Here is a 26,459-nt window from a genome sequence, read left to right as displayed (position 1 = left end):
GCCAATGGCTTATTGGGATGTATGGTTCCCGTTTACCGATCCGGGCGAGATGGAACAAACCGATTACGACGTGCTGATCGTCGGAACCGGCGCAGGAGGCGGTGCGGTGCTATGGCGGCTATGCGAACGGTGGGGGTTAAACGCCAAACGGATCGGAGTCGTCGAAGCGGGCCCGCCTTTTTTGCCTACGCACCAAATTAATCTCCCGACTTATAATGTCGATCAGGTTGGACGGTATTGGGTAAATCCGAGGTTTCTCGAAACGGTCGGCACGGCGCATTCGAACAACGAATTTCCGCCGCTGCCGGTCGAATATACGATGGTCAAAGCGCTGGGAGGAAAAATGATGCATTGGGGCGGCGCCACGCCGCGTATGGACCCTGTTGATCTCGCGGGGTGGCCGGTTTCGATGAAGGAGATGAATGAATATTATACGGCGGCCGAACGGGTCATGAACGTGACCGGTTTTTTGACCGACGGCTCCTCCATTCAGGAGCAGATGCTGAAGCGGCTGCAGGCAGGCGGCTTTCCCGATGCCGTCGTTATGCCGCGCGCCGCGGATCTTCAGCCGACCAGGTACGGCAGGATCCATTCGGGCGTTTTTTTCAGCGCGATGGATTTTCTGTCCAAGGCTTTGAACCGGAAGCCGTTCGATTTGGCGGTAAGGTCGCGTGCTATTCGTGTATTGATGGAGGGGGGCCGGATCAGCGGCGTTCAAATGATGACCCCGGACAAAAAATCGTATGTGCTGAAAGCGAAGACGGTCGTCGTATCCGCCGGTACGATCGAATCTCCGCGACTGCTGCTGTATTCGGGAATTCCGGGCGAGGCGATCGGGCATTATTTGGGCAATCACTCCAGACTGGATGCGCGGGGAGTCGTTGAACGGACCGATTTTCCCGAGGTGCTCGGCATTATGGATATCCGGGTTCCCCGGACGATAACGCGTCCGTATCAAATCGAGATCGCATGGTCGCCGCATTATCAATATAAGGAGAAGCCGGTGCAACAGGAGTGGGGGGTCGCAATCCTTCCTTCCGGCGTGGTCGAATCCCGGTACGACAACCGGATCACGCTTGATCCTGCGGAAAAGGACGAATACGGCGTGCCGAAGGCGCTTGTTTATTTCTCCTACAACGAGCGGGATTATGCGGTCATCAGGCAAATGGGTGAAGGTCTGAAAACGGCCGCGGCGGCGATGAAGGCGACATTGACGGGGCGGGACGGCTTGCCGCCGATCACGCTAAGACGGCCGGGAGGAGAAAACCACGACTCGGGCTCCTGCCGGATGGGCAGCGATCCGCGAACCTCGGCGACCAACCGGTACGGGCAAATTCACGGTGTCCCCGGCCTGTACGTTGCCGACAACAGCGTGCTCCATACGACGGGAGCCGCCAATCCGACATTGACGACGGTTGCCCTGGCCATCCGGACGGCGGACTACATCGTCGAACAAAGCAAATGAGGCGTGCTTTCAAGGCATGCAACCGAAGGGAGCCGAAAGGCTCCTTCCTTGCGATACGGGCATTTGCCGCCGGGGGACGGTACAGAACCGGGCTGCACAAAGCTGCAGCTGACGGTTCGTGCGCAGTGCCAGCCAATTGGGCATGTTACCAACTTTTTTATAGCCTGTTCCTATTATAAAATTGTAAATAAATATTTTAATCTATATTTAATAGTGATAGACTAAGATTAGTTAATAATTGCTCCAGAAAAGATGTGTGACCAAGTCGCGCCCGGTTTTCCTGCGGCGCCCCTGCAGTAGTGCCAACATCCTTTCTGCAAATCGTAGGGGATAAGGACGGTAAAAATGAGTAACAAACAAACGAAATCAGACGTTTTATTGATCGGTGCCGGTATTATGAGCGCAACCCTCGGGGCGCTGCTGAAAGAATTAGTGCCGGATTGGAAAATTACAGTGTTCGAGAGACGTGCCAAAGCGGGAGAAGAAAGCTCTAACGAATGGAATAATGCGGGAACGGGACATGCTTCCTTGTGCGAGCTGAACTACACCACCCAGAAACCGGACGGATCCGTAGATATCAGCAAAGCGATCAAGGTCAACGAAGAGTTTCAGGTTTCCAAGCAGTTCTGGTCCTATCTAGTAAACAGCAAGCTGATCCGTAATCCGCGGGACTTTATCGTTCCCGTTCCTCATATGAGCTTTGTGCAAGGGGAGAAGGATGTCAAGTTTTTGAAGAAACGGTTCGAAGCGATGTCGAACAACCCCCTGTTCCAAGGCATGGAATTTTCAGATGACCCGGACAAGCTGGCGGAATGGATTCCGCTTATGATGAAAGACCGGGCGGTGAACCAGCCGATCGCGGCGACTCGAATGACATCCGGTACGGATGTCAACTTCGGCGCTTTGACGCGCATGCTGTTCTCCCATTTGAAGAGCAAAAACGTCGATATCAAATTCAACCATAATGTTGACGATGTGAAACGTACGAGCGACGGCTTGTGGGAATTGAAAGTACGTAATGAGAACGGCGCCGTCGAACGCCATACCGCCAAGTTCGTGTTTATCGGCGGCGGGGGCGGAAGCCTCCATCTGCTGCAAAAATCCGGCATTGAAGAAGGAAAAGGCATCGGCGGATTCCCGGTAAGCGGCTTGTTCATGGTATGCCAAAATCCGGAAATCGTAGCGAAGCATAATGCGAAGGTATACGGCAAAGCTCCGGTCGGAGCTCCTCCAATGTCGGTTCCGCATCTTGACACAAGAGTTATCGAGAATAAAGAATCGCTGCTGTTCGGACCGTTTGCCGGCTTCTCGCCGAAGTTTTTGAAATTCGGTTCCATGTTCGATTTGGTCAATTCCGTCAAACCGCATAATCTCGTCACGATGATGGCGGCCGGCGCGAAGAACATGCCTTTGACCACTTACCTGATCAAGGAAGTTATGTTATCCAAAGAAAAGCGCATGGAAGCACTGCGTGAATTTGTCCCGAACGCCAAAAGCGAAGATTGGGATTTGTTAGTAGCAGGCCAGCGTGTTCAGATTATTAAAGACACGGCTGCCGGCAAAGGAACGCTGCAGTTCGGTACGGAAGTCATCAGCGCTGCCGACGGCTCGATCGCGGCTCTGCTCGGCGCTTCTCCGGGCGCTTCGACCGCCGTTTCCGTCATGCTTGAGGTCATTAACAAATGTTTCCCACAGCATGTCAAAGCGTGGGAGCCGAAGCTGAAAGAAATGATTCCGTCTTATGGCGTGTCACTCGTGAAGAAGCCTGAGCTCATCCAGGAAATTCATACGTCAACGGATCAGGCGCTTGGTTTAGGCGAAAGGTCGCCGGTAAAAGCGGCACGCCGAACCGTATCTTAAATAAACAACCGACAGGCTGCCGCGGCAGCCTGTTTTTTATTGGTAGGACGGATCAGTGCTTTAAAAATGCTCCAGGACGATTTTGCCGATTGAACGGCCGGCCTCTAGCAAGGAGTGGGCTTTTCGCAAATTTTCCGCATGGATGGGCGTCAAACGTTGCTGAAGGGTCGTTTTGATGGTGCCGCTATCGATAAGATCGGCTGTTTCGTTTAAGAGACGATGCTGTTCGATCATGTCTTCCGTCCGATACATGGATCTGGTGAACATAAGCTCCCAGACAAAGGTCGCGCTTTTGTTCTTGAGCAAGGTCAGATTAAGAGGTACGTCCGTTTCGACGATGGAGCAAATTTTGCCTTGGGGAGCAATGGCTTGGGCCATGTTCACCCAATGCTTCTCTGTTGCATTAAGGCAAAGAATGTAGTGGACGGTATCCAGGCCGAGCTCTTTTAACTGCGGAACAAACTCCTCAAAATGGTTAATGATGTGGTCGGCTCCTTGTTCCTTGGCCCAGGCGGCCGACTCGGATCTGGAGGCCGTGCCGATCACGGTCAGCCCGGAATTTTTCGCCAATTGGGTGGCTATGGAACCGACACCTCCAGCGGCGCCGATGATTAATAACGTTTTATTGTTATTTTCCGCCGGGCTGCGGCTAATATGCATGCGGTCAAAAAGCGCTTCGTATGCGGTGATGGTAGTCAAAGGTAAAGCGGCAGCTTGTGCGAAGTCTAGAGATTTCGGTTTTTTCCCGACGATCCTTTCGTCAACAAGATGAAATTCGCTATTGCCGCCCGGCCGGGTAATGTCGCCTGCGTAATAAACCTCGTCACCCGGTTGAAATAAAGTGCACTCCGGGCCGGTTTCTTCTACAACTCCCGCCACATCCCAGCCTAAAATCCTTGCTTTTTCCTCTACCTTGGCTTTTGGGGATCTGACTTTGTAGTCGACCGGATTCACGGCTATCGCTTTTACGCGAACAAGCAAATCCCTTCCTGTCGCACTTGGCTTCTCCACCTCTACATCCAACAAGCTTTCCGGCTGGTCAATGGGAAGATAACGGTACAAACCGACTGCTTTCATCGTTGTCATCGTTTGGTTCATCCTTTCGTTACTGGTATATTTGTTATCTTACCGTGTATGTTTTAGAATGATAAGTACGCACATTATTGATATGTAGTATCGATTTGTATACTGTAAAAGGGGTTGAATTCTGTTGAATAACGGTAAAGATATTTGTCCGAATGACGAAGGGTGCCCGGTAGAATATACGTTAAGCTTGATCGGAGGCAAGTGGAAAGGGATTATTTTGTACCACCTGATCGGAGGGGTCAAACGATTTAATGAATTCCGCAAAATATGCCCCACCGTCACTCAAAGAATGCTGACGCTTCAATTGAGGGAGCTCGAGCAGGACGGAATCATTCACCGCGAAGTGTATCAGCAGGTGCCCCCCAAGGTAGAATATTCTTTAACCCCCTTCGGGCAAACCTTGGTGCCGATTATTATGCTGATGAAAGAATGGGGCGATACCCATAAACGCAATTCGGAAGCCTCTTCTACGGAAGCTTAACGGCATGAAGAAATGGGCTTCATAGTATCAAAAATGATAGTATCGCACAAAAATGTGTGTACTTGTCAACAATGAAGCGCCGTATCATAATGGCCTATGTATAGTTTGATGGTGCCGCTGGGAATTTTATCAGATAAAATACAGGGAGCAGGGGATGAACCGTATGTCAGCTTCATTATTTTCTTCGTATCAAGTGAAGGGTTTGCAGTTGAAAAACCGTGTCGTCATGGCTCCGATGTGCCAATATTCCGTAACGGCGAAGGATGGAAGCCCGAACGATTGGCATTACGTGCATTATGTCAGCCGCGCGGTCGGCGGAACGGGACTCATCATCATGGAGATGACGGATGTGGACCCGGACGGCCGCATTACGGATCAGGATCTGGGCTTATGGTCCGATGAACAAATTCCGGCTTACGCCCGGATTGTGGATGCCGTTCACTCGTACGGAACCAAGATCGGCATTCAAATTGCGCATGCGGGTCGCAAAGCCGAGGATGCCGAAGTGCCCGTTGCGCCTTCTGCCATTGCTTTTCCAGGTGCTCAATACAAGCTTCCGCGGGCTTTAACGACTGAAGAAGTGCAAGGGCTCGTCCGGCAGTTTGGCGATGCGGCGCGCCGTGCGGTAGAGGCCGGCATGGATACGATTGAGCTGCACGGCGCACACGGTTACTTGATTCATCAGTTCCATTCGTCGCTCACGAACAAACGGGAGGATGTCTACGGGCAGGATCTCGCCAGATTCGGTGTGGAAGTGATTGAGGCCGTAAAACGTGAGATGCCGGCCGATATGCCGTTATTGTTCCGTATTTCCGCGGTCGAGTATGCGGATGGAGGCTACGGGATTGAACACGCGATTGAGCTAAGTAAAGCTTATCAGGCGGCGGGCGTGGACGTGCTGCATGTATCCTCAGGCGGAGAGGGCCCTGCGGGAGAACGGAAGCCGGGCAATTATGCAGGCTATCAGGTTGCCTTTGCCCGTCAAATCCGAGAGGCGCTCGGCATTCCGGTCATTGCCGTCGGCAGGCTGGAGGATCCGGCGCTGGCCGAAGCCGTTGTCGGCAGCGGCGACGCCGATCTGGTGGCGATCGCCCGCGGGATGCTGCGGGATCCGTACTGGGCGACGCATGCGGCCGTGGCTCTTGGAAGCAAACAAACATTTGCTCCAGAGCCGTATTCGCGGGCGTATTGATCATCTACAGCCGCAGGAGGCTTTTGTCTCTTGCGGCTGTTTTTTTGGGTTTGTGCTGCATGGGCTCTGTGTGATGCTATAGTAACTCTGCGATGGCTAGAATTCCAAATCGTATGTTTTGGAGCAAATAGCGAGTCTGGGATTCGTTAGGTTCGGACTCGGGCGAAGGTCAACCGTGCGAAAACCGCTGGCGGTATTTGCGCGGGGAGATGCCTTCGTAGCGGGCGAAGCAGGAAGCGAAGTAGGCGGCATGGTTGAAGCCGACCTCCTCGGCAATGAGGGCAACAGCCAGGTCGGTCTGGACCAGCAGCAGCTTCGCCTGTTCGATGCGAAAATGCATCAGGTAGTCGAACGGTGCGCAGCCGAATTCCTTTTGCATGCATCTCGCGATGTAGACGGGGTGGAAATTGACCGCCTCTCCCAGCTCTTTGGCCGTCATGTCCTCGCGGTAATGCTCACGCAAATAGGAGGCCGCTTTCTCTGCGCACAAGGCGGAAGGGGAGGGGCCTTGCGCTTCCATCGAAGCCGACAGCTGCTCGATCACTTCTTGAAAGATCAGCTGCTGCTTCCATTTGACGCTAGGAATATGATCGTTCAGATTCAGCTGCACGAGCTGGCGCAGCAGGCTTTCCAGCTTCGAGGGCTGCAGCAGCTTCGCAAATTGGGGGAGCTGTTTTGTAAAGGTTTGCATTGTATAAAAATTACCGCTGAGCATACGCTCGGAGGTGCCGGCAAGAGGCGGCTGCGCCTCCGATCGCTCGCACACGCACCAGTCGCTTATCGTCTGAAAATGAAGCCAGAAGTAAGTAGTCGCCTCCCGGCAGGCATGCGTGGCATAGTGATAGGCATCCGGCCGCAAAATGAGGGCATGTCCGCCGCTCACCTCATACTGCCGCTCTTCCTCCCCGATATATAAACAGCCCTTCGTCACGACCAGCAGATCGAATACCCCTATGTTGCGGCGGCTCGGATGCTTGCGTCCCGCAGGCGCGTCGGCGAAGCCGCCGATAATGTAATGGGGCAGCGGCGGGACGGTCATATGGATAATGGTCATGATGGAATGGAGGCTCCTTCCCGAACTGAAGTTTCTATCGTTATAGTATCGGTTTTCAAAATGATACATCAAGCCCAGTATAGCATCTATAATTTCAGTTGACGAATGCTTCATGTGACATCGGGTTGGCGGCCGCTAAGGGGCCGCAGAAGGGGATACGAGTAATGGCTGTTGTTACGGACAAAAAATTTACGTTGTGGGTGCTCGCTTGGCCTATTTTTATCGAGCTGTTTTTGCAATTTTTATTGGGGGCCGCGGATACGCTTATGGTCAGCCGGATTTCCGACGACGCGGTGGCGGTGGTCGGCTTCTCCAATCAGCTGTTCCAGGCGTTGACGACGCTGTTCATCACTGTCGCCAGCGGAGCGGGCATCCTCATCGCCCAGAAGCTGGGCTCCCGCAAAACCGAAGACGCGCGCACGATCGCCATTATGGCGGTCAACGTCAGCGCCGTAATCGGAATCGTACTCAGCCTCGTTCTCTATTTCATGCCGGGTGAAATCGCCGCACTGCTGCAGCTCCCGGAGCGCCTGATGCCGCTTGCGGAAACGTATATTTCGATTGTCGGCGGAGGCATGGTGCTAATTGCCGTCATGTCGGCGCTGAGCACGGCGATCCGCAATACGGGGAATACGAAGGGGCCGATGTATACGGCGATCGGGATGAATGTCCTTCATGTGTTTCTTAACTATGCGTTTATTTTCGGCGCGTTCGGGTTTCCGCAATGGGGCCTGACTGGCGTGGCGGTATCTACCGTGGTCAGCCGTTTGCTTGCCGTTATCGTCCTGTTCATCATGTTCACGGGGGCGTTCGAGCGCACGATCGGACTGCGAGACCTGAAGCTGTTCAACCGCAAGCTGTTCGGCGACGTGATCCGGATCGGCTGGCCGATCGGCGTTAATTTATCCTGCTGGGTGTTCACTCAGCTGATTATTTTTACCTTTTTGGCTATGCTGGGGGCGAATGAGCTGGCGGCGAGGACGTATATGAATACGCTCGAATCGTTCTGCTTCTTGCTCGGCTATTCGGTCGCGCTGGCGGTGCAAATCCAGATCGCCCACCTGTTCGGGGCGGGCAGGGTGAAGGAAGCGTACGGCATAGCGTACCGGGCAATGGGGATCGGTCTGGCGGTCGTGACGGTCAACGCTTTTCTCATTTTCCTGTTCGGGAGGCAGCTGCTCGGCTTGTTTACGGATAATAAAGAGATTATCGCGATGGGCGTTTCTCTGCTTGGGATGAACCTGCTGCTGCAGCCCGGCAAAATGGTCAACATGGCGCTCGGCAACTCGCTTAATGCAGTCGGAGATACCCGGTTTACGATGTGGACCTCGGTTTTCTCGATGTGGCTGATCGCCACGGGGCTCGCTTATTGGGTGGGCATCGGGCTCGGCTGGGGCTTGCTCGGCATTTATGCCTGCATGATTCTCGATGAGTACGTGCGGGGGACGCTGTCCCTCATCCGTTGGAGAGGCAAGAAGTTTCTGCGCAAGGCGGAGCTGGGCGATCCGGAAGCTAGAGCGGCGGCGGAGCAGGCCGATGGCGGGATGCTGGGGAAACAGACTGCTCTCGATGCGTGAAAATGGAGTATAATAGAAAAAAGGAAGCGACAGCGGCTGGCGTTTGCCGGCTGCTGTTTTCTATATTTCCGGTAAGGGAGCGGTAAAGAGCATGTCATCTTCGATCATCATGAATGAAAAAATACGCGCCTCCGAGGTTCATCTGACCGGCCTCCGCGGCGAAGATTTCGGCATTGTGTCGCGCGATGAGGCGCTGGCGAAGGCGCGGGAGCTCAAGGCGGATCTCGTATGCACGTCGCTGATGAGCAGTCCGCCTCCGTGCAAGCTTGTCGCCAAAGGGCAGGCGAAGCAGCAGGCCGGCCAGGAGATACGCTCCAAAGCGCAAGCGCAGGGGCAGCAGCCGGCGAAGGTGAAGGAGCTGCGGCTGACGCCTCATATCGAGGAGCACGATTACGATACGAAGCTGCGCCAGGCGGCCAAGCTGCTTGGATCGGGCAACGGCGTCCAGCTCGTCGTGCGCATCCAGGGCAAGGAAGGCGCAAAGGCGAAGGAGCTGCTGGAGCGGCTGGTCAAGGATCTGGCGGAGAGCGGCCGGAAGCAAACGGGCATCCAGGTCAGCGGCAAGCAGGCGGCGGTTCAGCTGATTCCTTTGTGAGCCGGTGGAGCGAGGCTGCTGGATAAATTCAGTGCAGGGCGCTGAATGAAGCCTTAGAGGGGAATAGATATTTCCGATTCAGCCGTCCAGAAGCCGTCTTTTTTGGACATCATAACTGGATTTTGTGTATCTATTATTTCGGGATAACGCCGTTTGGTGAAAATAACTGTATTTCTGGTATGAAATTCGGCCGAAATGATCGGGTTGGCTCGCTCAGCTGCGATTTAGATACATGAAATCCAGTTATTTTTTATGAAATGACCGATATGCCCGCAAATAGATACACTTAACCCATTTATCTCCTCTCCCGGATCGGTGTAGGATAAGGTAAAACTAAGCACATTTAATGTTCACATCCTAAATTAGTTTTTTGCAAACGTTTTCTTCTAAGAGCCGCATAACGAAGCATTCGCAAGAAGTTCTAGTACCGTTCGTTCATTTTTCGATGCAGCTAACGGTCATGCATAGCAACAGCCGTTTGCGTTTGGAATACGATAAGCTGCGAGGTGGAATTGGATATGAGGAAAACATTGCATACGGGGCCGATCAAGCTGCCGAAGAGGCCGGATCCGAGCCTGTGGGTGAGCAAGGCGCCGTTCGGACTGGGGCGAATCAAGCCGCGCCATATCCGGGATACGATGAAGGTTGCGTGGGAAAACCGGGATAATTTGCCGTATGCGTACCGGATCTTGACGCAGGGGGTGTGCGACGGCTGCGCGCTTGGCGTATCCGGCCTGTACGACCGGACGCTCGACGGTCCGCACCTGTGCACGACGCGGCTCAACGTGCTGAGGCTGAACACGATGCCGGCGATCAAGCCGGAGATGCTGCACGCAGACATCGATGAGCTCCGAAAGCTGGACAGCTCGCAGCTGCGCAAGCTTGGACGGCTGCCGTATCCGCTCATCCGCCGCAAAGGGGAGCGCAGCTTCAGCAGGCTGTCCTGGGATGAGGCGGTGGACCGCATTGCGGCGAAGGCGCGGGGAATCGATCCGAAGCAGCTGGCTTTTTATTTGACGGGGCGCGGCATTACAAACGAATCGTATTATGTGGCGGCAAAAGCGGCGCGGCTGATCGGAACGAACAACATCGACAACGCTTCGCGGATTTGCCATTCCCCCTCCAAAACGGCGCTGAAGCGCTCGGTCGGGATCGGCGCTTCGTCCTGCAGCTACAAGGACTGGATCGGCACCGATGTGCTCGTGTTCTGGGGCAGCGTAGCGGCGAACAATCAGCCGGTATCGACCAAATACATGTATGCGGCCAAGCGAAAAGGGACCCGGATCATCGTCATCAACCCTTACCGTGAGCCGGCGATGGAGGGGTATTGGATTCCGTCCATTCCGGAATCGGCGCTGTTCGGCACCAAGCTGGCGGACGATTTCTATCAGGTGAATATCGGCGGCGACATCGCATTCATGCACGGCGTGATGAAGCATTGGTTTGAGATGGAGGAAGAGAGGCCGGGGTCGGCTATTGACCATGCTTTTGTGAGCGGACATACAAAAGGCTATGAGGAGCTGAAGGCTCACGTGTCGAGCCAAAGCTGGGAGCCGCTGGAGCGATCCTCCGGGCTGACGAAGGAGCGGATGCTGGAGCTTGCGAAGCTGCTGGCCGGCGCGAAGTCCGCCGTCTTCGTCTGGAGCATGGGGCTGACGCAGCACCGGTTCGGCGCGGACAATATTTCGCAGGTGGCGAATCTGGCGCTGCTGCGCGGTTTTCTCGGGCGCGAACATTGCGGCCTGATGCCGATCCGCGGGCACAGCGGCGTGCAGGGCTCGGGGGAGATGGGAGCCGACCCTTTCAGCCTGCCGGGCGGAGAGTTTAAAGGAGCGGATATCGCAAGAGTCGAGAGCGTCTGGGGATTTAAGCTGCCCGAATGGCAGGGGGATATCGTGGGCGTCTCGCTGGAAAATGCGCTCCTGCCGCATCATAACGAACGGAAGCTGAAGCTGTTCTATACCTCGGGCGGCAATTTCATCGAGACGATGCCCGAGCCGGATTTTGTCAGGCAGTGCCTGGAGGCGGTCGAGATGAGGGTGCATCAGGACATCGTGCTGAACAGCTCGACGCTGCTTGATGCGCAGGAGGAGGTCATCGTTCTGCCTGCGATGACGCGGTACGAGCAGCCGGGCGGCGGCACCTCGACCTCGACGGAGCGGATGGTGTATTATTCGCCGGCCATCGACGGTCCCCGTATCGGAGAGGCGCGTGCGGAATGGGAAATCTATGCGGACCTGGCCGCGCGGATCAAGCCGGAGCTGCGGGAGCGGATTGAATTCCGGGATGCCGCGGCGGTGCGGCGAGAAATAGCGGAGGCCGCGCCTAATTATGACGGGGTGCAGCATCTGGGCAAGCGGGGCGATTTTTTTCAGTGGGGAGGAGCCTGGCTGTGCGAAGACGGCATTTGTCCGACCTCCGACGGCAAAGGCCGCCTCATGGCGATCGAGCTGCCGGAGCTGCGCAAGCCGGAGGGTCATTTTTATGCGACGACCCGGCGTGGCAAGCAGTTTAACTCGATGATCTACGGAGAAAAAGACGCCTTCAACGGGGCCGGCCGTTACGATGTGCTGATGAACCGCGCGGATGCGGCGGCGCTCGCGGTTGCGGAGGGCGACGCCGTCGTCGCGTACAACCGGAGCGGCGTGTTCCACGGCAGGGCGAAGCTGGCGGACATCGCCTCCGGGAACATCGAGGTGTATTGGCCGGAGGGAAACGGCTTGTTCGCCAAAGGGGTCTATGAGCCGCAAGCCGGCATACCGGAATACAACGCTTCGGTCGTCGTGGAGCGTGCGGATACGTATCATGCCTTGAAGGATACGCGGTACGCGGAGAAGCGGATCGACGAGCTGGAGCTGGAGCCGCCCGTGTAGGGGCGGACGACGGGGAGGAGCGGCGGTATGGAGGAGCAAGAGCCATTATCGAAACCGAACACGACGCGATGGACGATACTCAAATACGACGGCAGCGGGCTGACGGAACGGGAGGATGAGATCGCCGCGGAATTTCCGCTTACGATCAGGCTTGACGGCGTAGAATTCGCAACGATCGTCTGCTCGCCTTCCGAGCTGCGGGAGCTGGTAATCGGCTTTCTGGCGTCGGAGGGCGTGATCCGCGAAGCGGGGCAGGTGAAATCGCTGGTCATTGACGAAGATACCGGCTTTGCTTATGCGGAACTCGCGCACAAGCACGAATCGGGCATCGACCGTTATGCGAAGCGGGTGATCGGCTCGTGCTGCGGGAAGAGCCGGCAGTTTTATTTTCACAACGACATGCTCACTGCAAGGACGATTATGACCCGCACGGTGATCGAGCCTGAGCAATGTCTACGCCTGATGCAGGAGCTGCAGGACAGCTCCGCGGAATTCCGCAGCACGGGCGGCGTGCACAATGCGGGCATCGGCACGGCCGGGGGCGGGCTGCTGGCGGTGCGGACCGATATCGGGCGCCACAATGCGCTGGATAAGCTGTTCGGTTACTGCCTGCTGCGGCGATTAAGGACCCGCGATAAGGTGATCGCGTTCAGCGGCAGGCTGTCGTCGGAGGTCGTGCTGAAAACGGCCAAAATCGGCTGCGGCATCCTGCTCAGCAAGTCGGCGCCGACGGACCTTGCGCTGCGCCTTGCGGAGGATCTCGGCATTACGTGCGTCGGTTTTATCCGCGGCGGCGAGATGAATGTATATACGCACCCCGAGAGGATCGCTATCGATTCGGAGGCTGCTAATTGACAGCGTTAAATAGATTGGATATGATTTAATTGAAAACGGTTATCAATGAGCTGCATGCGGCTGCCGCGGCCGGTTCGGTCCGCGGTGCCTGACAGAGAAGGAGTTACGATGCTTCGTCAATTTTTTTCCTATTACAAGCCTTACAAAAAGCTGTTTCTGGTCGACTTCTTTTGTGCGGTCGTGCTTGCCGTGCTGGAGCTGGGCTTTCCGCTCGCCGTCAGCTATCTGATCGATACCCTGTTGCCGGATAGGAACTGGGGGCTCATCGTGACGGCTAGTGTAATATTGTTAATTGTTTACTGCATTAATACTCTTTTACAGTACATTGTCACCTACTACGGCCATATGCTCGGAATCAACATTGAGACGGACATGCGCAAGAAGCTGTTCGATCATGTGCAGAAGCTGAGCTTCCGTTTTTTTGACAATACGAAGACGGGGCATCTCATTTCGCGGCTGACGACCGATTTGTTCGAGATCGGGGAGGTGGCCCACCACGGGCCCGAGGATATGTTCATCGCGGCGATGACGCTGGTCGGGGCGTTCGGCATTATGGCTTATATTAATTTGGAGCTGGCGGTGCTGACGTTTATTATTGTTCCGGTCATTATTTGGCTGGTGCTGTACTTCAACGGCAAAATGACCAAAGCGGTCGACACGCTGTTCTCGAACATGGCCAATTTCAACGCCCGCGTTGAAGATACGGTCGGCGGGATCCGCGTCGTTCAGGCTTTTTCAAACGAGAAGCACGAGGGCAAGCTGTTCAAGGCGGACAATTTGCGCTTTCGCGACGCGAAGCTGTTTTCTTACCGGCTTATCGGTTTGAACTCCTCGATCACGTACATGCTGATGCGGCTCGTTTCGATTTTTGTGCTGATCGCCGGCACCTGGTTCGTTATCCAAGGGGAGCTTGCGTACGGGGAGTTTCTGGCATTTGTGCTTTTGACGAATATTTTTTTCAAGCCGATCGAGAAAATTAATGCCGTTATTGAAAGTTATCCGAAGGGGATTGCCGGCTTTAAGCGCTTCATGCAGCTGATGGAGACGGCTCCCGACGTGTCGGATAAGCCGGATGCGGTTCACGTGGACCGTCTGCACGGCGATATTCAGTATCGCAATGTGACGTTCGGGTACGAGGGCGAAGCGAAGGTTCTGCAAAATATTAGCCTGACGATTCGCGCTGGCGAGACCATCGCTTTCGTAGGCCCGTCCGGCGCCGGCAAAACGACGCTGTGCAGCCTGCTGCCCCGTTTCTACGAAGCGGAGGCCGGCAGCATTATCATCGACGGCCACGATATCCGCGATTTGAAGCTGGAGTCGCTGCGGAAGCAGATCGGAATCGTGCAGCAGGACGTGTTCCTGTTCGCCGGAACGATCCGGGAGAACATCGTATACGGCAAGCTTGGCGCATCGGAGGAGGAAATTTGGACGGCGGCCAGACGGGCGCGGCTGGAGGAGTTCATTCAAGCCCAGCCGAATGGGCTGGACACGGTCATCGGCGAGCGCGGCGTGAAGCTGTCGGGCGGGCAGAAGCAGCGGCTGGCGATCGCGCGGATGTTTCTGAAAAATCCACCGATCCTCATTCTCGACGAAGCGACCTCGGCGCTTGATACGGAGACGGAAGCGGCGATCCAGCAGTCTCTGGCCGAGCTGTCGGTCGGACGTACGACGCTTGTGATCGCGCACCGGTTGGCGACGATCAAAAATGCGGACCGCATCGTCGTCGTGACCGAGGAGGGCATCACCGAGCAGGGGCGGCACGACGAGCTCGTCGCGACCGGCGGCGTATACAGCCGCCTGCATCAGGCTCAGTTCGGCGGCAGGTAAGGGAAATGGCTTGGCAGGGGGCGGGTACGCCTCTGGCCAAGCCATTTGTGTTGGGGCGACCCGACTGCCGGGCCCCCACATGCGTGCGCCCCAGCCGCGAACAACGCTAAAACGTATCGCTATTGCTCCCCAAGTAACTCGCCCCGCCGGAATAACGCTAGAAATTAGCGTTCTTCCGCCCTGCAGCCGTCCCGACACCCCCACATGCGAGCGCCCCAGCCGCGAACAAAGCTAAAACGTATCGCTATTGCTCCCCAAGTAACCCGCCCGGGCGGAACAACGCTAGAAATTAGTGTTCTTCCGCCCTGCAGCCGTCCCGACACCCCCATGCGAGCGCCTCCGGCAGCGAACAACGCTAAAACGTATCGCTATTGCTCCCCAAGTAACTCGCCCCGCCGGAATAACGCTAGAAATTAGCGTTCTTCCGCCCTGCAGCCGTCCCGACACCCCCACATGCGAGCGCCCCAGCCGCGAACAAAGCTAAAACGTATCGCTATTACTCCCCAAGTAACCCGCCCGGGCGGAACAACGCTAGAAATTAGCGTTCTTCCGCAACCCCGAGCCGGCCCGCCAGCTCCAAAGGGGCGGCTAAACCTCCTTCCGGTTAAAATAAACCAGCCCCGCGGCCAAAAATACAACGAAGCTGCCCGTCACGGTGATCAGCACGTTCTCCAGCGGAAGCGCAAGCCTCCCGAGCTCGGAATCGCCAAAGGAAAGCATCGCCAGCATCGGCTGGGCCCACGGATAAAAGGGAGCGAACCGCTCCGAGTTCAGCACCAGCATGTTCGGCACCGTCAGCATCACGTTGATGACGAGAGGGGCGGCGAAGCTGCTCCAGCCTACGGAGACCAGCAGCTGCAGCGCGGCAAGCGGAAGGCAGGCCAGCCAGCCGCTGAACACGCTGGTCAGCAGCATGCCCCACGGCACGCCATCGCCAAGCCCCTGATAAAAAGCTGCAGCGACAACCGCGCCCAGAAACAGCAGCTGAGCAATCGCCAGCAGCGCCCCGACGGTCAAAAACTTCGCAAAATAAAGCCCCGTCCGCGACACCGGCATCGCCAGCAGCTGCTTCCAGCCGCCCCCGGCATGCTCGTACCTGCACACGAATGCGGAGAAGATGCCGGTCAAAATCGGCAAAAACAGCATCGCATGAAAGGCCGCCATCGCCGAGACAAGCACCTCATACTTGATGGCGTTATCCGCCTGGCCGAACTCATCCAGATTGACGAGCAGGCCGATCACCAGCGATAGCAGCGGACTCAGCGGAATGAGCAGCCAGATCGGCGATTTGGCCAGCTTTAGCCGCTCCGAAGCGGCCAATCGAAGGAAGCCGGACATCATCAATTCACATCCTTTCGGCCGAAATGGAGAAGACCCGCCAGCAAAATCACCGCGCCTAGCGCCGCGCCGGCCCCCGCAAAGGCCCATGGATGAGTTCCATGATAACCGAATAGAGGCCAATTCACAGGGACCCACTCCGACAAGCTGTACGAAAAAACGGAGCCAATCGCAAGCACGACACCTAGCGTAATAGGAAGGGCCTGGTTTTTCATCGTCATGCACAGCCATAGGAACAGCGCAAGCGCCGGCAGGGCGGCGAGGAAAGGCATGAAGCTCAGCCTGAGAATGTCACCGTACGGAATGTCCGTGCCGAACCGGAGGCTGAGGCCAAGCGCGATCGTCCCGACAGCGAGCACCGAGCAGGAGACGGCCAGCAGCAGAAAGCAAAGCGCGAACTTCGCGCCGAATACGGCGCTTCTGGCAATCGGCAGCGCGAGCAGCTGCTTCCAGGCGTTCGTGTGATGCTCGACATTGGCCAGCAGCGAAGCCACCAGCGTAATGCCCAAATAAAGCGCAATCGGGACGAACATCAGAATATTTTCAAGAAGCGTCTCCCAAAGCCGCCCCGAATACCGCTCCGTCAAATAGTCGTACCGAAGCCCGAAATTGAGCGCCTGCATCGCCACGAGTCCGGCCGGACCGAGGAAGACGAGAAACCAGAGACCTTTGCCGCGTATTTTCAAAAAATCCGAAGAAAGCGCCTTGCCCATCATGCGCGCAGTCCCTCCCCGACGATCTGGAGAAAAAGCTCCTCCAGCGATTTGCGCCGCTCCTCGACCCGGTAGACCGAATGTTCCCGTTCGACGAGCCGCTTGACCGCCCCCGCAACGGCGTCGTCTCCCTGACCACCGTTCAGCCACACCGCAGATTCCTTAAGCTCCGCCCGGAACCCGTGCTGCATCAGCGCTACAGTTGCCTGCTCCGGTTCGGATACGACAAGTCTGATCTGCCCCTGCGCCTGACGGTGCAGGCTTTCGATCGTATCCTGGAACACAAGCTCGCCCTGGCGGATAATGCCGACCGTTCCGGCCGTCAGCTCCACTTCGCTGAGCAGGTGGCTGGAGATGAGCACCGTAATGCCGTGCTGCCTCGGCATATCCTTGATGAGCTCGCGGATCTCGAGGATGCCGGACGGGTCGAGCCCGTTGGTAGGCTCGTCGAGCACGAGCAGCTCCGGGCTGCCAAGCAGGGCGCTTGCGATGCCGAGCCGCTGCTTCATCCCGAGCGAGAAGCCCTTCACCGGCCGGCGCGCTTCCTTCGCAAGTCCGACGATGTCCAGCACCTCGGCGATTTTGCCGACGGGCACATCCAGAATGCGCCGGATCGCTTCCAAATTGTCGACGGCGCTTAAGTGGCCATAGTACGACGGATATTCGACCAGCGAGCCGACTCTGCGGAGGATGGACAACCTCTCCTTTTGGAGCTCCTTCCCGAAAATATGAACCGAGCCGCTCGAAGGCTTAATCAAGCCGAGCAGCATGCGGATCGTCGTCGTTTTGCCCGCGCCGTTCGGCCCGAGAAAGCCGTAGATGTCTCCTTTTGCGATTTTCAAATTCAGGCCCGACACCGCATAACGCCCCTTGTAGCGCTTGCTTAGTGCCCTCGTTTCAATAACCCATTCGTTCATGCGAATCACCTCACCGATAACTTTACCGGCCGAAGGTTAAAACGAAGAGGGGGCCAAGTTTAAATTCAGTTTAAAAAACATTCCGTCCGAAGCCTCACTTCGGATAGATGAGCACCTTCGTGCCGCTGTCCGCGCTTTCGGTGTGCCACGCAAGACCCATCTCCGACAGGAGATAGCCGACGATGGCCAGACCAATGCCTGCGCCTTTGCCGCCGGAGTCCGCATTCATTCCCGCTCCGCGGTCGCAGACGGAGAGGATCTGCCTGTCCCCGTGCGCCTCCACGGAAATGCCGATATACCGGCCGCCCTTCGCATGGCGGACAACGTTCTGGAACAGGTTGTCCAGCACGCGGCGGAAGCCTTCCTTGTCGATCCGCCAATAGACCGATTCGTCCGGCAGGCCGATGTCCGCTTCGATGCCTTCCTGCTCCCAAAGCGGATACCAGTCGGCGGCGCTTTCCCTGATGAGGCGAAGCATGTCCTGGCGCTCCAACTTCAAGGGATAGCGGCCGCTCGTCATGAGCGTGTAGGACAGCAGGTTGTCGATGAGGCTGCCGGTGCCGGCGATTTTTTGCTCGATTTGCTTGACGGCTGCTTGGCCTGCTTCACTCAGCGCTTCTTTTCTTAACGAGTAGACATGGCTGTTCATTACGGTGAGCGGGGTGCGCAGGTCATGAGATAAATTCGCGATCAGCCGCTTGCGCAGCTCCTCCTCGGCGCGCTCCCGTTCCTTGCCGGCCTTAAGCTGCTCGACCATGCGGTTGAAGGACTGCTCCAGCTGGCCGATTTCGTCCGGCTTGGTTTGCACGACCGGCATTGGCAGACCGTCGTCTCCATGGACGGCCATCGCGGCTTGCAGCCGCAGCAGCCGCCGGCGGATATGCCGGAAGAAAAGCAGGGACAGTGCGATGAAGAACACGAACATGACAAAAATAAAAGCGATATAATACGGCGTATCCACGCCGATCGGGTTCTGTATTTCGATGACCGAGCGAGGCATCTGCATAACCATAAAGCCGGTTTCCGCGCCGCTTGCCTGGCCGATGAACGCAACGACGGTATAAGGGTCGCCGCCTACGCTGGCTTTCATGAACCGGATCGCGTCCGCCTGCGTCCATTGCGCGGGAAGCCGGTCCTGCTCCGGCATCTGCAGCCGGGTCGCACCTGAAGCGTCGACCCAGAAAACCGAGGCTTCGGGATAAGCCTGCTTCAGCTCGCGAAGCCTGCCGTCGATCCGCTCCGGCTGCGCCTCGGACAGAAGGGAGGCTTCCTTGTGCCACATGGCTTCCAGCGATGCGGCATTGCCGTATTTTAAATAATCGGATTGCGGATTCGCGTTCTTCTGCATGACCATATAACCGATGGAGGTGAGAGGGAAAATAACCGGTATAAACATAAACGCGAACAAAATGATCAGCAGATAGCGGGACAGCAGCGTTTGGCGGAAGCGGATGCCGCCTTCTCTCGTGCCAGCTTTCCTCACTTGCGCACCCGATAGCCGATGCCGCGCACCGTTTCGACGATTTCGGGGGCTGCGGGGTCCCGCTCGAGCTTTTCGCGCAAATACCGGATATGCACCTGCAGCGTTTTGTCCCCTTCGATATAAGGCTCGCCCCAGACCGCCTCGTAGATTTGCTCTTTGGTGAGGATTTGGCCCAGATGCCGCAGCAAATAGCTGAAAATATGAAACTGCTTGCCCGTCAGCGTAATTTCCTCGCCCGTTTCGCCGTTTTCCACGCGGTTTTGCTGTTCGTAGACGAGCAAATGCTTGATGGCGAGCGGCTCCGCGGATGAGCGATTGCCCGACCGGCGGAGCAGCACTTCGATGCGCGCCGTCAGCTCGTCGGGATGGAACGGCTTGGTCAAATAATCGTCCGCAAACTGCAGCCCCTGCAGCTTGTCGTCGATCGATGTACGTGCCGACAGCATCAGAATGGGGATGTCCGGCTCCGCTTTTTTCAGCCGTTGTCCTACCGTGAAGCCGTCGAGGCCGGGCAGCATGACATCGAGAATGACCAGCCTGCAGCCGGCTGCCGCCTCAAGAGCTCTCTCGCCGCTCGTCACCCAGTTCACCTCGTAGCCCTGCTCCTTCAAATGCGTACTGACAAAGCTTCCAATTTCTTGATCATCCTCGATATATAACAAAGCTGCACTCATGGAGTCCGCTTCCCTTCTTTATGTAAATTGGTTCTTGCGGGGTTACCGGTTTCGATTCGATTATAAGGGAGAGCGGGCGGGGGCGACAAATAAATGGATGGGATGTCTTTATTTTTGCCGGAAGGGCGGTCATCGGCAGTATAACTGTATTTCTAGTATATAAATCATGCAAATGAGCCGGATTCGTAATTTTCGGCGGGATTATATACACAAAATACAATTATTTTCATCGAGGGAAGAAAAATCCGGTGAATTAGATACATGAAATCCATTTACTTCTATAAAGCGATACTAAAAAAGCAGCTCTCCTGACGCCATATTCACTAAGCGCCGCACGCCTAAGCAATACTTTCACCCGGAGCTACATCCGCCACGTACCAATCTCAACCAACATCCAGCCGCAAAAAAACCGGCCGAGGTCACCCTCAGCCGGCTCATTCTTATACTCCCCCCGCGGAGTCCTTGGCAGTCTCGGGACTGAGGGGCTTTTTCGCTTTTTCCCACCGGAACACTACGTTCAGGCTCTTGAAAATCGTCTTCGACTCCTTCGTCAGGAGCGGGCCCAGTATCGCGAGGATCAGCACGTACAGCGCCGCGAACGGCTGGAGCATATCCAGCAGGCCGCCCGCTTTGCCCAGGTTCGCCATAATGATGGAAAACTCGCCTCGCGACACGATCGTCAGGCCGATGTTGGCGGACGCCTTCGGCGACAGGCCCGCGCTCTTTCCCGCCAGCATGCCGGCGAGGAAATTGCCGAAGAGCGTGATCGCGACCGCGCCGAGCGACAGCCACACTGCGCCGCCGAGCGCGAACGGATCGATCGTCAGGCCAAAGCTGAAGAAGAAGAGAGCGCCGAAGAAGTCGCGGAACGGCAGGATCATATGCTCGATTCGCTTCATATGGACCGTCTCCGCCAGCACGAGGCCGACGAGAAGAGCGCCGATCGCTTCGGCGACGTGAATCGTCTCGGAGAAGCCTGCCACGAGGAACAGGATGCCGAAGACAAGCAGCAGGAACAGCTCATTCGAGCGGATATTAAAAAATTTATTGAGTAAAGGAGCGGCCTTGCGCCCGATAATAAGAAAGAGAAGCATGAAGCCCAGCGCGTACGAAGCGGACAGCAGGACGCCGCCCAGAGAGGACGAATCGCTCAGTACCAGCCCGGACAGCACGGAAATATACACCGCGAGGAAAATATCCTCAAACATGATGATCCCGAGAATCATCTCGGTCTCCGGGTTGGCCGTGCGCTTCAAATCCACGAGCACCTTCGCGACGATTGCGCTTGAAGAAATCGTTGTAATGCCTGCTATGACCATCGTCTCCGCAACGGGAAAGCCGTTGATCCAGCCGAAAAACAAACCTAATGTGAAATTGATCAAAATATAGATCGTTCCGCCAACCGCAATATTGCGGCCCGATTTCATCAACCGGCCTACAGAAAACTCCAGACCCAAATAGAACAGCAGGAAAAGCACGCCCAGCCGCCCCATGAATTCAATGAGCTCTGCACTATGAATAAACCTGAAGTCCAATATGCCGACGTGCGGCGCATGCGGACCTACGGCCATGCCGATCAAGATATAAAACGGGATGACGGAAAACCGAATTTTGGACGCCAATAGCCCGACTAAGGCAATAAGAACGACGGCAAGACCGATTTCCAGCACCATGTGATCCATAATTAACGGCTCCCGTTTTGCAGCATCAGCTTAAGAAGCTTCAAATGCTGGCGTTCCCCTGCAACGATCAGGGTGGTGTCAGGCTTGAAAACGTAGTCGGGACCCGGATTGATATGCTTGGCGTCTTTCTCTACCGCTGCGATGATCGTCGCGCCGGTCGTTTGGCGGATATTCGCTTCGCCGATCGATCTGCCGATGCAGGCGGAGTTCGGCTCGATTTTGTACCATTCGATCGTCAGGTCGTCAAGCGCGACTTCGATCGTCTCCAGCGCTTTCGGCTTATACGTCATTCCGCCGACGATGGCGGCGATCTGTCTCGCTTCCTCGTCCTCGAGCGTTACCATGGAGATGCTGTCGTCCGGATCGTCGTAGTCGAAATGGTACAGCTCGCGGCGACCGTCGTCATGGATAATGATGACGAATTTGTCTCCGCTGCGCGTCATGACTTGGTATTTGCGCCCGATGCCGGGCAGGTCGGATTCTCGGATATTCATGAATTGTGCCTCCTCATTTGTTGATCGTATTCGAACAAAATGAGAAGTTTAGCCAACATACCTGGAGGTGAATTTAATCGGGGTCATCAGCAGATCGCGCATGCGCTGCGGCACGGCACTGCTTAGGGCATAGAAAGGGTGCGGGGGCAGCAAATAAACGCGGACAAGCGCGCGAACGAAAGCCAGCGCCCTCGCTTTGAGCAGCCACAATTGCTTGCGGCCCGCTTTTTCCCTGTCCGACATTTCAAAGGTTGCCCTGGAGACGTTGCTCACGCGGCTGGCGCCGGCTGTAAGCTCGAAGGAATTGCCCGCCTGGTACGCAAACAGAGCTGCAAGGAGCAGCGGAACGATAAGAAGCACATGCATAATCCGGCTGCGGTACAGCCTTTCATCGATGCTTATGATCCGGTTCATCTGCTCACCTCCCAAGCGGTAAAAAAGTTAGTTAATATAAGTATAACTTATAAATGTGAAATAACAAAGTGTGTTCCATATATTACTGCGGCAATTTTATGAACCATTGCCTACCATCCCCACCCGGTTACTGAATTGACGCTTCAGGCGGACCGATATACAATGGGGGAATGATTTTTCGAGATAGAAAGAAGGTAGAGAGATGGGAGCATTAGTGAAACAGCTGTCTCCGCTCGTGCAGGCGCTTGATTTGAAGCCGCATGTCGAGGGCGGATGGTACAAAGAAATATGGAAGGCCGGCTTCACGATTCCGCACGAAGTGCTGGGCGCCCCTTACTCGGGACCGAGATTCGCGGCATCCTCGATTTATTTTCTTCTGCACCCGGATGAGTTTTCCGACTGGCATACCGTTTATTCGGACGAGCTCTGGCTGTGGCATTCCGGCAGTCCGCTTATGCTGACGCTGGGCGGCACTGCAGAAGATCCGTCGGTCCGCCGGGAAATTATCGTCGGTCCGGACGTGGAGGCGGGACACCAGCCCCAAGCGCTTGTGCCGGCGAACGAATGGCAGATGGCGCGCCCGCTCGGCGACGAGCCCGTGCTCGTATCCTGCGTCGTCGCTCCAGGCTTCCATTACGACGATTTTAAACTGATCAAGCGTTAATTTTGCACGAAAGCTATCCTAAAAAAATGCTCACGGCCAAGCGGCAGCTCCGCGGCTGTGAGCTTTTTTATCGTTCCGTCAGGATGGGATGGAGGACCTGTTTTTGCCCTCGCGTTTTGCCCGGTAAAGCGCCTGGTCGGCGTGCACGAACAATTCGTCCCGGGTCATGTCGGAGCCAGGCTTCCAAGTAGACGCTCCGAGGCTTATCGTGACAAAAGGCCTGCCTGTCGGCTCCGCATGCGGAATTTGCAGCCGGAACACCGCTTCGCGCAGCTGCTCCGCTATTCTGGCCGCCCGTTCCTCACCCGTCTGCGGCAGAATGACGGCAAATTCCTCGCCTCCGTACCGGGTCACGATATCAAGCGGCCGTTTCAGCATCTTTCTCATGCAGATGGCGATGGACCGGAGGCATTCGTCGCCCTTCTGGTGCCCGAACGAATCGTTGTACAGCTTGAAGTCGTCGATATCGCAAAGAAGAAGGGACAAAGGCATATCGTGGCGGTGCGCATCCTCCCATTCCCGGTTCCAGGTCTCGTCGAAGGTGCGTCGGTTGGCAATGCTTGTTAACTCATCCATATGTGAGAGCGCATGCAAAATTCTGTACTGCTCCAGCATTTGCAGCTCGACCTCTTTGCGGGGGGTGATGTCTCTGGAGACGGCGACCGTCGTGTAAGTCAAATCCTCATCGTGGAAGACGACGTTGCTCGTTGTCTCGAACCAGCGGTACTCGCCGTCCTTGCGCCGGAGCCGGTAAGTAATTGTGTTCGAATCCTGCTGGACGTAGATCAGCTCCTGGTTATCGATCATACGCTGCTTGTCGTCGGGATGGCAGAAATGTAAGGGCGTCCGTCCAATCATCTCGTCGTTCCGGTAGCCGAGCAGAAGGTAGCAGGCAGGCGAGACGTAGGTGAACGAACCGTCCCGGCCGTGCTTCGAGATCATATCGCTGGAATTCTCGGCAAGCAGACGGAAGCTTTTTTCGCTTTCCTGCAGCTTGTCGGCCGTGCGCTTGCGCCGCGTTACCTCGCGGATATGAATGGACGTGCCGGATTCGGACGGGTAGATATTCGCTTCGAACCATTGGTTAAGCAGGGGAATGAACTGTTCGTACATGCGCGGCTGCTGCGTCTCGAGAGCGATCCGGTATTCCCGGCCGCTGACGGTTTCCCGGAGCCAGGGGAACAAAGCCCAGATCCTTTCGCCGATCAGTTGTTCTTCGGTTCTATTGAACAGGGCGCATGCTGCATTGTTGACATAGATGAAACGGGCTTGATCGTCCAGCGTGAAGAAGACGTCCGAGATGCTCTCCAAAATATTGGAAATCCGTCTGGTAAGCTGCTGCACCTCGTTCTCGGCTTTCATCTGATTCGTCATATCCAGCATCTGCGAAATAAAATGCAGGGGAATGCCCTGCTTGTCGAAAACGAGCGACACTGTCAGAAGGGCGGTGACGATGCTTCCTGATTTATGTAGATATCGTTTCTTAAGCTGATACGAATCGATTTCGCCGTTCAGCAGCTGTTTGACGCAGTGCAGGTCCGGCTCGACATCTTCGGGATGTGTAATATCCGCGTATGTCATGCCGTACAGCTCCTCTTCCTCGTAGCCCAGCATTGCCAGCGCAGAGGGGTTGGCGAGCATCATGCGGCCGTTTAAGGCGACTAAAGCCATGCCGGTCGGGGCGTAATAGAAGGCGCTGCGGAACAGATCCGCTTCGCGGTCCGGTTTCTGAATCGGGGTCAAGCTGTGCACCTCACCTGTTGTGGGAACTGGAGTATCTTCCGGTAATTTACTCGTACTCTTCTAGTACAGAATAGTGCAGGTGCAGGCTTTTGTCTACAAAATACAACCAATATTTACATGGAAATGACTTTTTTCAACAAAATTCGCGGTTAGGGTGGTTCGAAAGTCCTTTGTCTCGGTACTCGCTGGTGGCGCGATGCTAACGGAGCTGACATCGTGGATCATGTGTGCAATAAATGGATTGCGTGTATCTAATTTCGCCGTGGTGCCGATTTTTCAAAAAATAGCTGGATTTTATGTATCAAAATGGCGGGGAAAGGTGGAATTGGAGGAAAAGCGGCTATTTAGCTGTATCGAATCCATTTATCATTTCCAATGCTAAAATTACTTAAGAAATAACTGCACTAAATCCGGTTATGGATGCTGCATGAAGCGTCGACGTTGGATGAGTACGCTCGAAGGTTCGGAGTGGGGCGGGAGCAAATCTGCTCCGGAAACTATAATTTGATGTTGCTAACAAAAAAGGCGCCCCAAGCTGCAGCTTGGGGCGTTATCAACCTCGGAGTTTCAGCTAAAATGTGCCTACCGACGCTTTGACGAGGGAAATGAATGTCGGCCGGGCCTCTTCCGCCACTCGAACGACCTGCTCGTGGGTCAGCGGCTCCAGCTCGTCGCCGATCGCCATATCGGTGATGCAGGTAATGCCAGCGACGCGCATTCCCGCATAGTTGGCGGCAATGACCTCCGGAGCGGTCGACATGCCGACGGCGTCGGCGCCCCAGCCGGCCATCATCGTCAGCTCGGCAGGCGTACAGTAGGCCGGTCCGGAGATGCTCACGTATACTCCTTGCTGCAGCTTGATGCCAAGCGCTTCGGCCCGGCCTGCGACGATGGAGCGGAGCTCGCGGTTGTAGGCTTGCGACATATCCGGAAAGCGAGGACCGAGCTCCGGAATATTGGCCCCCATAAGCGGATTGCTGCCTGTGTTGTTAATATGATCGGTAATCAGCATCAGGTCGCCTGCCGCGAAGGAACGGTTCATGCCGCCGGCGGCGTTTGTGACCAGCAGCGTGCCGATCCCGATCTGTTTCATGACATAGACGGGGAACACAACTTCCTTCATGGAGTAACCTTCGTAATAATGGAACCTGCCCTTCATGACGAGTACGGTTTTGCCTTCGAGCTGTCCGATGACAAGCTCGCCGGAGTGGCCTTCAACCGTTGAAACAGGGAAGTGAGGGATTTGTTCATAAGGAATAACGATGGCATCGGTAACCTCGTCGGCCATGACGCCGAGGCCCGAGCCCAGAATAAGGCCGATTTGCGGTTTGGCTTTCAGACGGTCGCGGATGTACGCCGCGGCTTCGTTGATTTTGCTTAACATATTTTCCAAGGGGTTGTCCTCCTTATTCTGTATGCTAATGCCATCATAGCCTACGAATCGGGCGGAAGTAAAATAGGACGGAAATCGA

At 55.8% G+C, this 26,459-nt stretch carries 22 protein-coding genes; 10 read left to right on the top strand and 12 right to left on the bottom strand.

Translation table 11 applies throughout. The features are described 5' to 3' along the window. Positions 1 to 4 precede the first annotated feature (4 nt). Complete coding sequence (locus KP806_RS15645) at positions 5 to 1,465, top strand: GMC oxidoreductase (protein WP_224724642.1); 1,461 nt, start codon at positions 5 to 7, stop codon at positions 1,463 to 1,465. Between the two features lie 345 nt (positions 1,466 to 1,810). Next, positions 1,811 to 3,325, top strand: a complete 1,515-nt coding sequence (locus KP806_RS15640) for a malate:quinone oxidoreductase (protein ID WP_224724641.1) — start codon at positions 1,811 to 1,813, stop codon at positions 3,323 to 3,325. Positions 3,326 to 3,385: 60 nt separating this feature from the next. Here the strand turns inward: KP806_RS15640 and KP806_RS15635 are convergent, their stop codons facing one another. Beyond that, positions 3,386 to 4,411: a zinc-binding alcohol dehydrogenase family protein gene (locus tag KP806_RS15635; RefSeq protein ID WP_224724640.1), complete on the bottom strand. Its 1,026-nt coding sequence runs from the start codon at positions 4,409 to 4,411 to the stop codon at positions 3,386 to 3,388. Between the two features lie 124 nt (positions 4,412 to 4,535). Here KP806_RS15635 and KP806_RS15630 point away from each other — a divergent pair, with 124 nt between their 5' ends. Both KP806_RS15630 and KP806_RS15625 read left to right on the top strand, forming a co-directional pair. Further along, positions 4,536 to 4,892, top strand: a complete 357-nt coding sequence (locus tag KP806_RS15630) for a winged helix-turn-helix transcriptional regulator (protein ID WP_224724639.1) — start codon at positions 4,536 to 4,538, stop codon at positions 4,890 to 4,892. Positions 4,893 to 5,055: 163 nt separating this feature from the next. After that, positions 5,056 to 6,084, top strand: coding sequence for an NADH:flavin oxidoreductase/NADH oxidase (locus KP806_RS15625; protein WP_224724638.1), 1,029 nt, complete (start codon positions 5,056 to 5,058; stop codon positions 6,082 to 6,084). A 169-nt stretch (positions 6,085 to 6,253) separates the two neighbouring features. Here KP806_RS15625 and KP806_RS15620 read toward each other — a convergent pair whose 3' ends face one another. After that, complete coding sequence (locus KP806_RS15620) at positions 6,254 to 7,138, bottom strand: helix-turn-helix transcriptional regulator (protein ID WP_224724637.1); 885 nt, start codon at positions 7,136 to 7,138, stop codon at positions 6,254 to 6,256. A gap of 164 nt (positions 7,139 to 7,302) precedes the next feature. Here KP806_RS15620 and KP806_RS15615 point away from each other — a divergent pair, with 164 nt between their 5' ends. The 5 genes from KP806_RS15615 to KP806_RS15595 all read left to right on the top strand — a co-directional run bounded on the left by KP806_RS15615 (position 7,303) and on the right by KP806_RS15595 (position 14,865). Beyond that, complete coding sequence (locus KP806_RS15615; RefSeq protein WP_224724636.1) at positions 7,303 to 8,715, top strand: MATE family efflux transporter; 1,413 nt, start codon at positions 7,303 to 7,305, stop codon at positions 8,713 to 8,715. 91 nt (positions 8,716 to 8,806) lie between these two features. Next, positions 8,807 to 9,310: a translation initiation factor IF-3 gene (infC, locus tag KP806_RS15610; RefSeq protein WP_224724635.1), complete on the top strand. Its 504-nt coding sequence runs from the start codon at positions 8,807 to 8,809 to the stop codon at positions 9,308 to 9,310. A 518-nt stretch (positions 9,311 to 9,828) separates the two neighbouring features. Continuing rightward, positions 9,829 to 12,183, top strand: coding sequence for an FdhF/YdeP family oxidoreductase (locus tag KP806_RS15605; RefSeq protein ID WP_224724634.1), 2,355 nt, complete (start codon positions 9,829 to 9,831; stop codon positions 12,181 to 12,183). A 27-nt stretch (positions 12,184 to 12,210) separates the two neighbouring features. Then, positions 12,211 to 13,038, top strand: a complete 828-nt coding sequence (fdhD, locus tag KP806_RS15600) for a formate dehydrogenase accessory sulfurtransferase FdhD (protein WP_224724633.1) — start codon at positions 12,211 to 12,213, stop codon at positions 13,036 to 13,038. Between the two features lie 108 nt (positions 13,039 to 13,146). Continuing rightward, positions 13,147 to 14,865: an ABC transporter ATP-binding protein gene (locus KP806_RS15595; RefSeq protein WP_224724632.1), complete on the top strand. Its 1,719-nt coding sequence runs from the start codon at positions 13,147 to 13,149 to the stop codon at positions 14,863 to 14,865. A gap of 588 nt (positions 14,866 to 15,453) precedes the next feature. Here KP806_RS15595 and KP806_RS15590 read toward each other — a convergent pair. The 8 genes from KP806_RS15590 to KP806_RS15555 form a co-directional block, all read right to left on the bottom strand. Beyond that, a complete protein-coding gene (locus KP806_RS15590) occupies positions 15,454 to 16,203 on the bottom strand; it encodes an ABC transporter permease (protein WP_224724771.1) in 750 nt (249 codons plus the stop codon). A gap of 2 nt (positions 16,204 to 16,205) precedes the next feature. After that, the gene (locus KP806_RS15585) at positions 16,206 to 16,919 is read right to left on the bottom strand and encodes an ABC transporter permease (RefSeq protein ID WP_224724631.1); all 714 of its coding nucleotides are present in this window, start codon (positions 16,917 to 16,919) and stop codon (positions 16,206 to 16,208) included. Continuing rightward, on the bottom strand, positions 16,916 to 17,833 hold the full coding sequence (locus tag KP806_RS15580; protein WP_224724630.1) for an ABC transporter ATP-binding protein: 918 nt from the start codon (positions 17,831 to 17,833) through the stop codon (positions 16,916 to 16,918). Before KP806_RS15580 ends, KP806_RS15585 begins: the two co-directional genes overlap by 4 nt. A gap of 94 nt (positions 17,834 to 17,927) precedes the next feature. Further along, entirely contained in the window at positions 17,928 to 19,316 is a 1,389-nt protein-coding gene (locus KP806_RS15575; RefSeq protein WP_224724629.1) for a HAMP domain-containing sensor histidine kinase, read from the bottom strand. Continuing rightward, positions 19,313 to 19,990, bottom strand: coding sequence for a response regulator transcription factor (locus tag KP806_RS15570; protein ID WP_224724627.1), 678 nt, complete (start codon positions 19,988 to 19,990; stop codon positions 19,313 to 19,315). Before KP806_RS15570 ends, KP806_RS15575 begins: the two co-directional genes overlap by 4 nt. A 440-nt stretch (positions 19,991 to 20,430) precedes the next feature. After that, positions 20,431 to 21,672, bottom strand: coding sequence for a cation:proton antiporter (locus KP806_RS15565; RefSeq protein ID WP_224724626.1), 1,242 nt, complete (start codon positions 21,670 to 21,672; stop codon positions 20,431 to 20,433). Positions 21,673 to 21,674: 2 nt separating this feature from the next. Next, positions 21,675 to 22,166, bottom strand: a complete 492-nt coding sequence (locus KP806_RS15560) for a cation:proton antiporter regulatory subunit (RefSeq protein ID WP_224724625.1) — start codon at positions 22,164 to 22,166, stop codon at positions 21,675 to 21,677. A gap of 48 nt (positions 22,167 to 22,214) precedes the next feature. Next, a complete protein-coding gene (locus tag KP806_RS15555; RefSeq protein WP_224724624.1) occupies positions 22,215 to 22,580 on the bottom strand; it encodes a hypothetical protein in 366 nt (121 codons plus the stop codon). A gap of 202 nt (positions 22,581 to 22,782) precedes the next feature. Here KP806_RS15555 and KP806_RS15550 point away from each other — a divergent pair, with 202 nt between their 5' ends. Further along, positions 22,783 to 23,244, top strand: a complete 462-nt coding sequence (locus KP806_RS15550; RefSeq protein WP_224724623.1) for a cupin domain-containing protein — start codon at positions 22,783 to 22,785, stop codon at positions 23,242 to 23,244. A 78-nt stretch (positions 23,245 to 23,322) separates the two neighbouring features. Here the strand turns inward: KP806_RS15550 and KP806_RS15545 are convergent, their stop codons facing one another. Further along, a complete protein-coding gene (locus KP806_RS15545; protein WP_224724622.1) occupies positions 23,323 to 24,987 on the bottom strand; it encodes a PAS domain S-box protein in 1,665 nt (554 codons plus the stop codon). A 571-nt stretch (positions 24,988 to 25,558) separates the two neighbouring features. Further along, entirely contained in the window at positions 25,559 to 26,371 is an 813-nt protein-coding gene (locus KP806_RS15540; protein WP_397376411.1) for a purine-nucleoside phosphorylase, read from the bottom strand. Between the last annotated feature and the right edge of the window lie 88 nt (positions 26,372 to 26,459).

This window comes from Paenibacillus vietnamensis (genome assembly GCF_020169515.1).
In the GTDB taxonomy this organism is placed as follows: domain Bacteria; phylum Bacillota; class Bacilli; order Paenibacillales; family Paenibacillaceae; genus Pristimantibacillus; species Pristimantibacillus vietnamensis.
The sequence above is the reverse complement of the archived record's forward strand: the minus strand, read 5'-3'. Positions and strand labels throughout refer to the sequence as shown.

Bases quoted from the DNA above. Each gene is read 5' to 3' on its own strand.
- KP806_RS15645 (WP_224724642.1), top strand. From the start codon at position 5: ATGGCTTATTGGGATGTATGGTTCCCGTTTACCGATCCGGGCGAGATG.
- KP806_RS15640 (WP_224724641.1), top strand. From the start codon at position 1,811: ATGAGTAACAAACAAACGAAATCAGACGTTTTATTGATCGGTGCCGGT.
- KP806_RS15635 (WP_224724640.1), bottom strand. From the start codon at position 4,411: ATGACAACGATGAAAGCAGTCGGTTTGTACCGTTATCTTCCCATTGAC.
- KP806_RS15625 (WP_224724638.1), top strand. From the start codon at position 5,056: ATGTCAGCTTCATTATTTTCTTCGTATCAAGTGAAGGGTTTGCAGTTG.
- KP806_RS15620 (WP_224724637.1), bottom strand. From the start codon at position 7,138: ATGACCATTATCCATATGACCGTCCCGCCGCTGCCCCATTACATTATC.
- KP806_RS15615 (WP_224724636.1), top strand. From the start codon at position 7,303: ATGGCTGTTGTTACGGACAAAAAATTTACGTTGTGGGTGCTCGCTTGG.
- infC (WP_224724635.1), top strand. From the start codon at position 8,807: ATGTCATCTTCGATCATCATGAATGAAAAAATACGCGCCTCCGAGGTT.
- KP806_RS15605 (WP_224724634.1), top strand. From the start codon at position 9,829: ATGAGGAAAACATTGCATACGGGGCCGATCAAGCTGCCGAAGAGGCCG.
- fdhD (WP_224724633.1), top strand. From the start codon at position 12,211: ATGGAGGAGCAAGAGCCATTATCGAAACCGAACACGACGCGATGGACG.
- KP806_RS15595 (WP_224724632.1), top strand. From the start codon at position 13,147: ATGCTTCGTCAATTTTTTTCCTATTACAAGCCTTACAAAAAGCTGTTT.
- KP806_RS15590 (WP_224724771.1), bottom strand. From the start codon at position 16,203: ATGTCCGGCTTCCTTCGATTGGCCGCTTCGGAGCGGCTAAAGCTGGCC.
- KP806_RS15585 (WP_224724631.1), bottom strand. From the start codon at position 16,919: ATGATGGGCAAGGCGCTTTCTTCGGATTTTTTGAAAATACGCGGCAAA.
- KP806_RS15580 (WP_224724630.1), bottom strand. From the start codon at position 17,833: ATGAACGAATGGGTTATTGAAACGAGGGCACTAAGCAAGCGCTACAAG.
- KP806_RS15570 (WP_224724627.1), bottom strand. From the start codon at position 19,990: ATGAGTGCAGCTTTGTTATATATCGAGGATGATCAAGAAATTGGAAGC.
- KP806_RS15565 (WP_224724626.1), bottom strand. From the start codon at position 21,672: ATGGATCACATGGTGCTGGAAATCGGTCTTGCCGTCGTTCTTATTGCC.
- KP806_RS15560 (WP_224724625.1), bottom strand. From the start codon at position 22,166: ATGAATATCCGAGAATCCGACCTGCCCGGCATCGGGCGCAAATACCAA.
- KP806_RS15555 (WP_224724624.1), bottom strand. From the start codon at position 22,580: ATGAACCGGATCATAAGCATCGATGAAAGGCTGTACCGCAGCCGGATT.
- KP806_RS15550 (WP_224724623.1), top strand. From the start codon at position 22,783: ATGGGAGCATTAGTGAAACAGCTGTCTCCGCTCGTGCAGGCGCTTGAT.
- KP806_RS15540 (WP_397376411.1), bottom strand. From the start codon at position 26,371: ATGTTAAGCAAAATCAACGAAGCCGCGGCGTACATCCGCGACCGTCTG.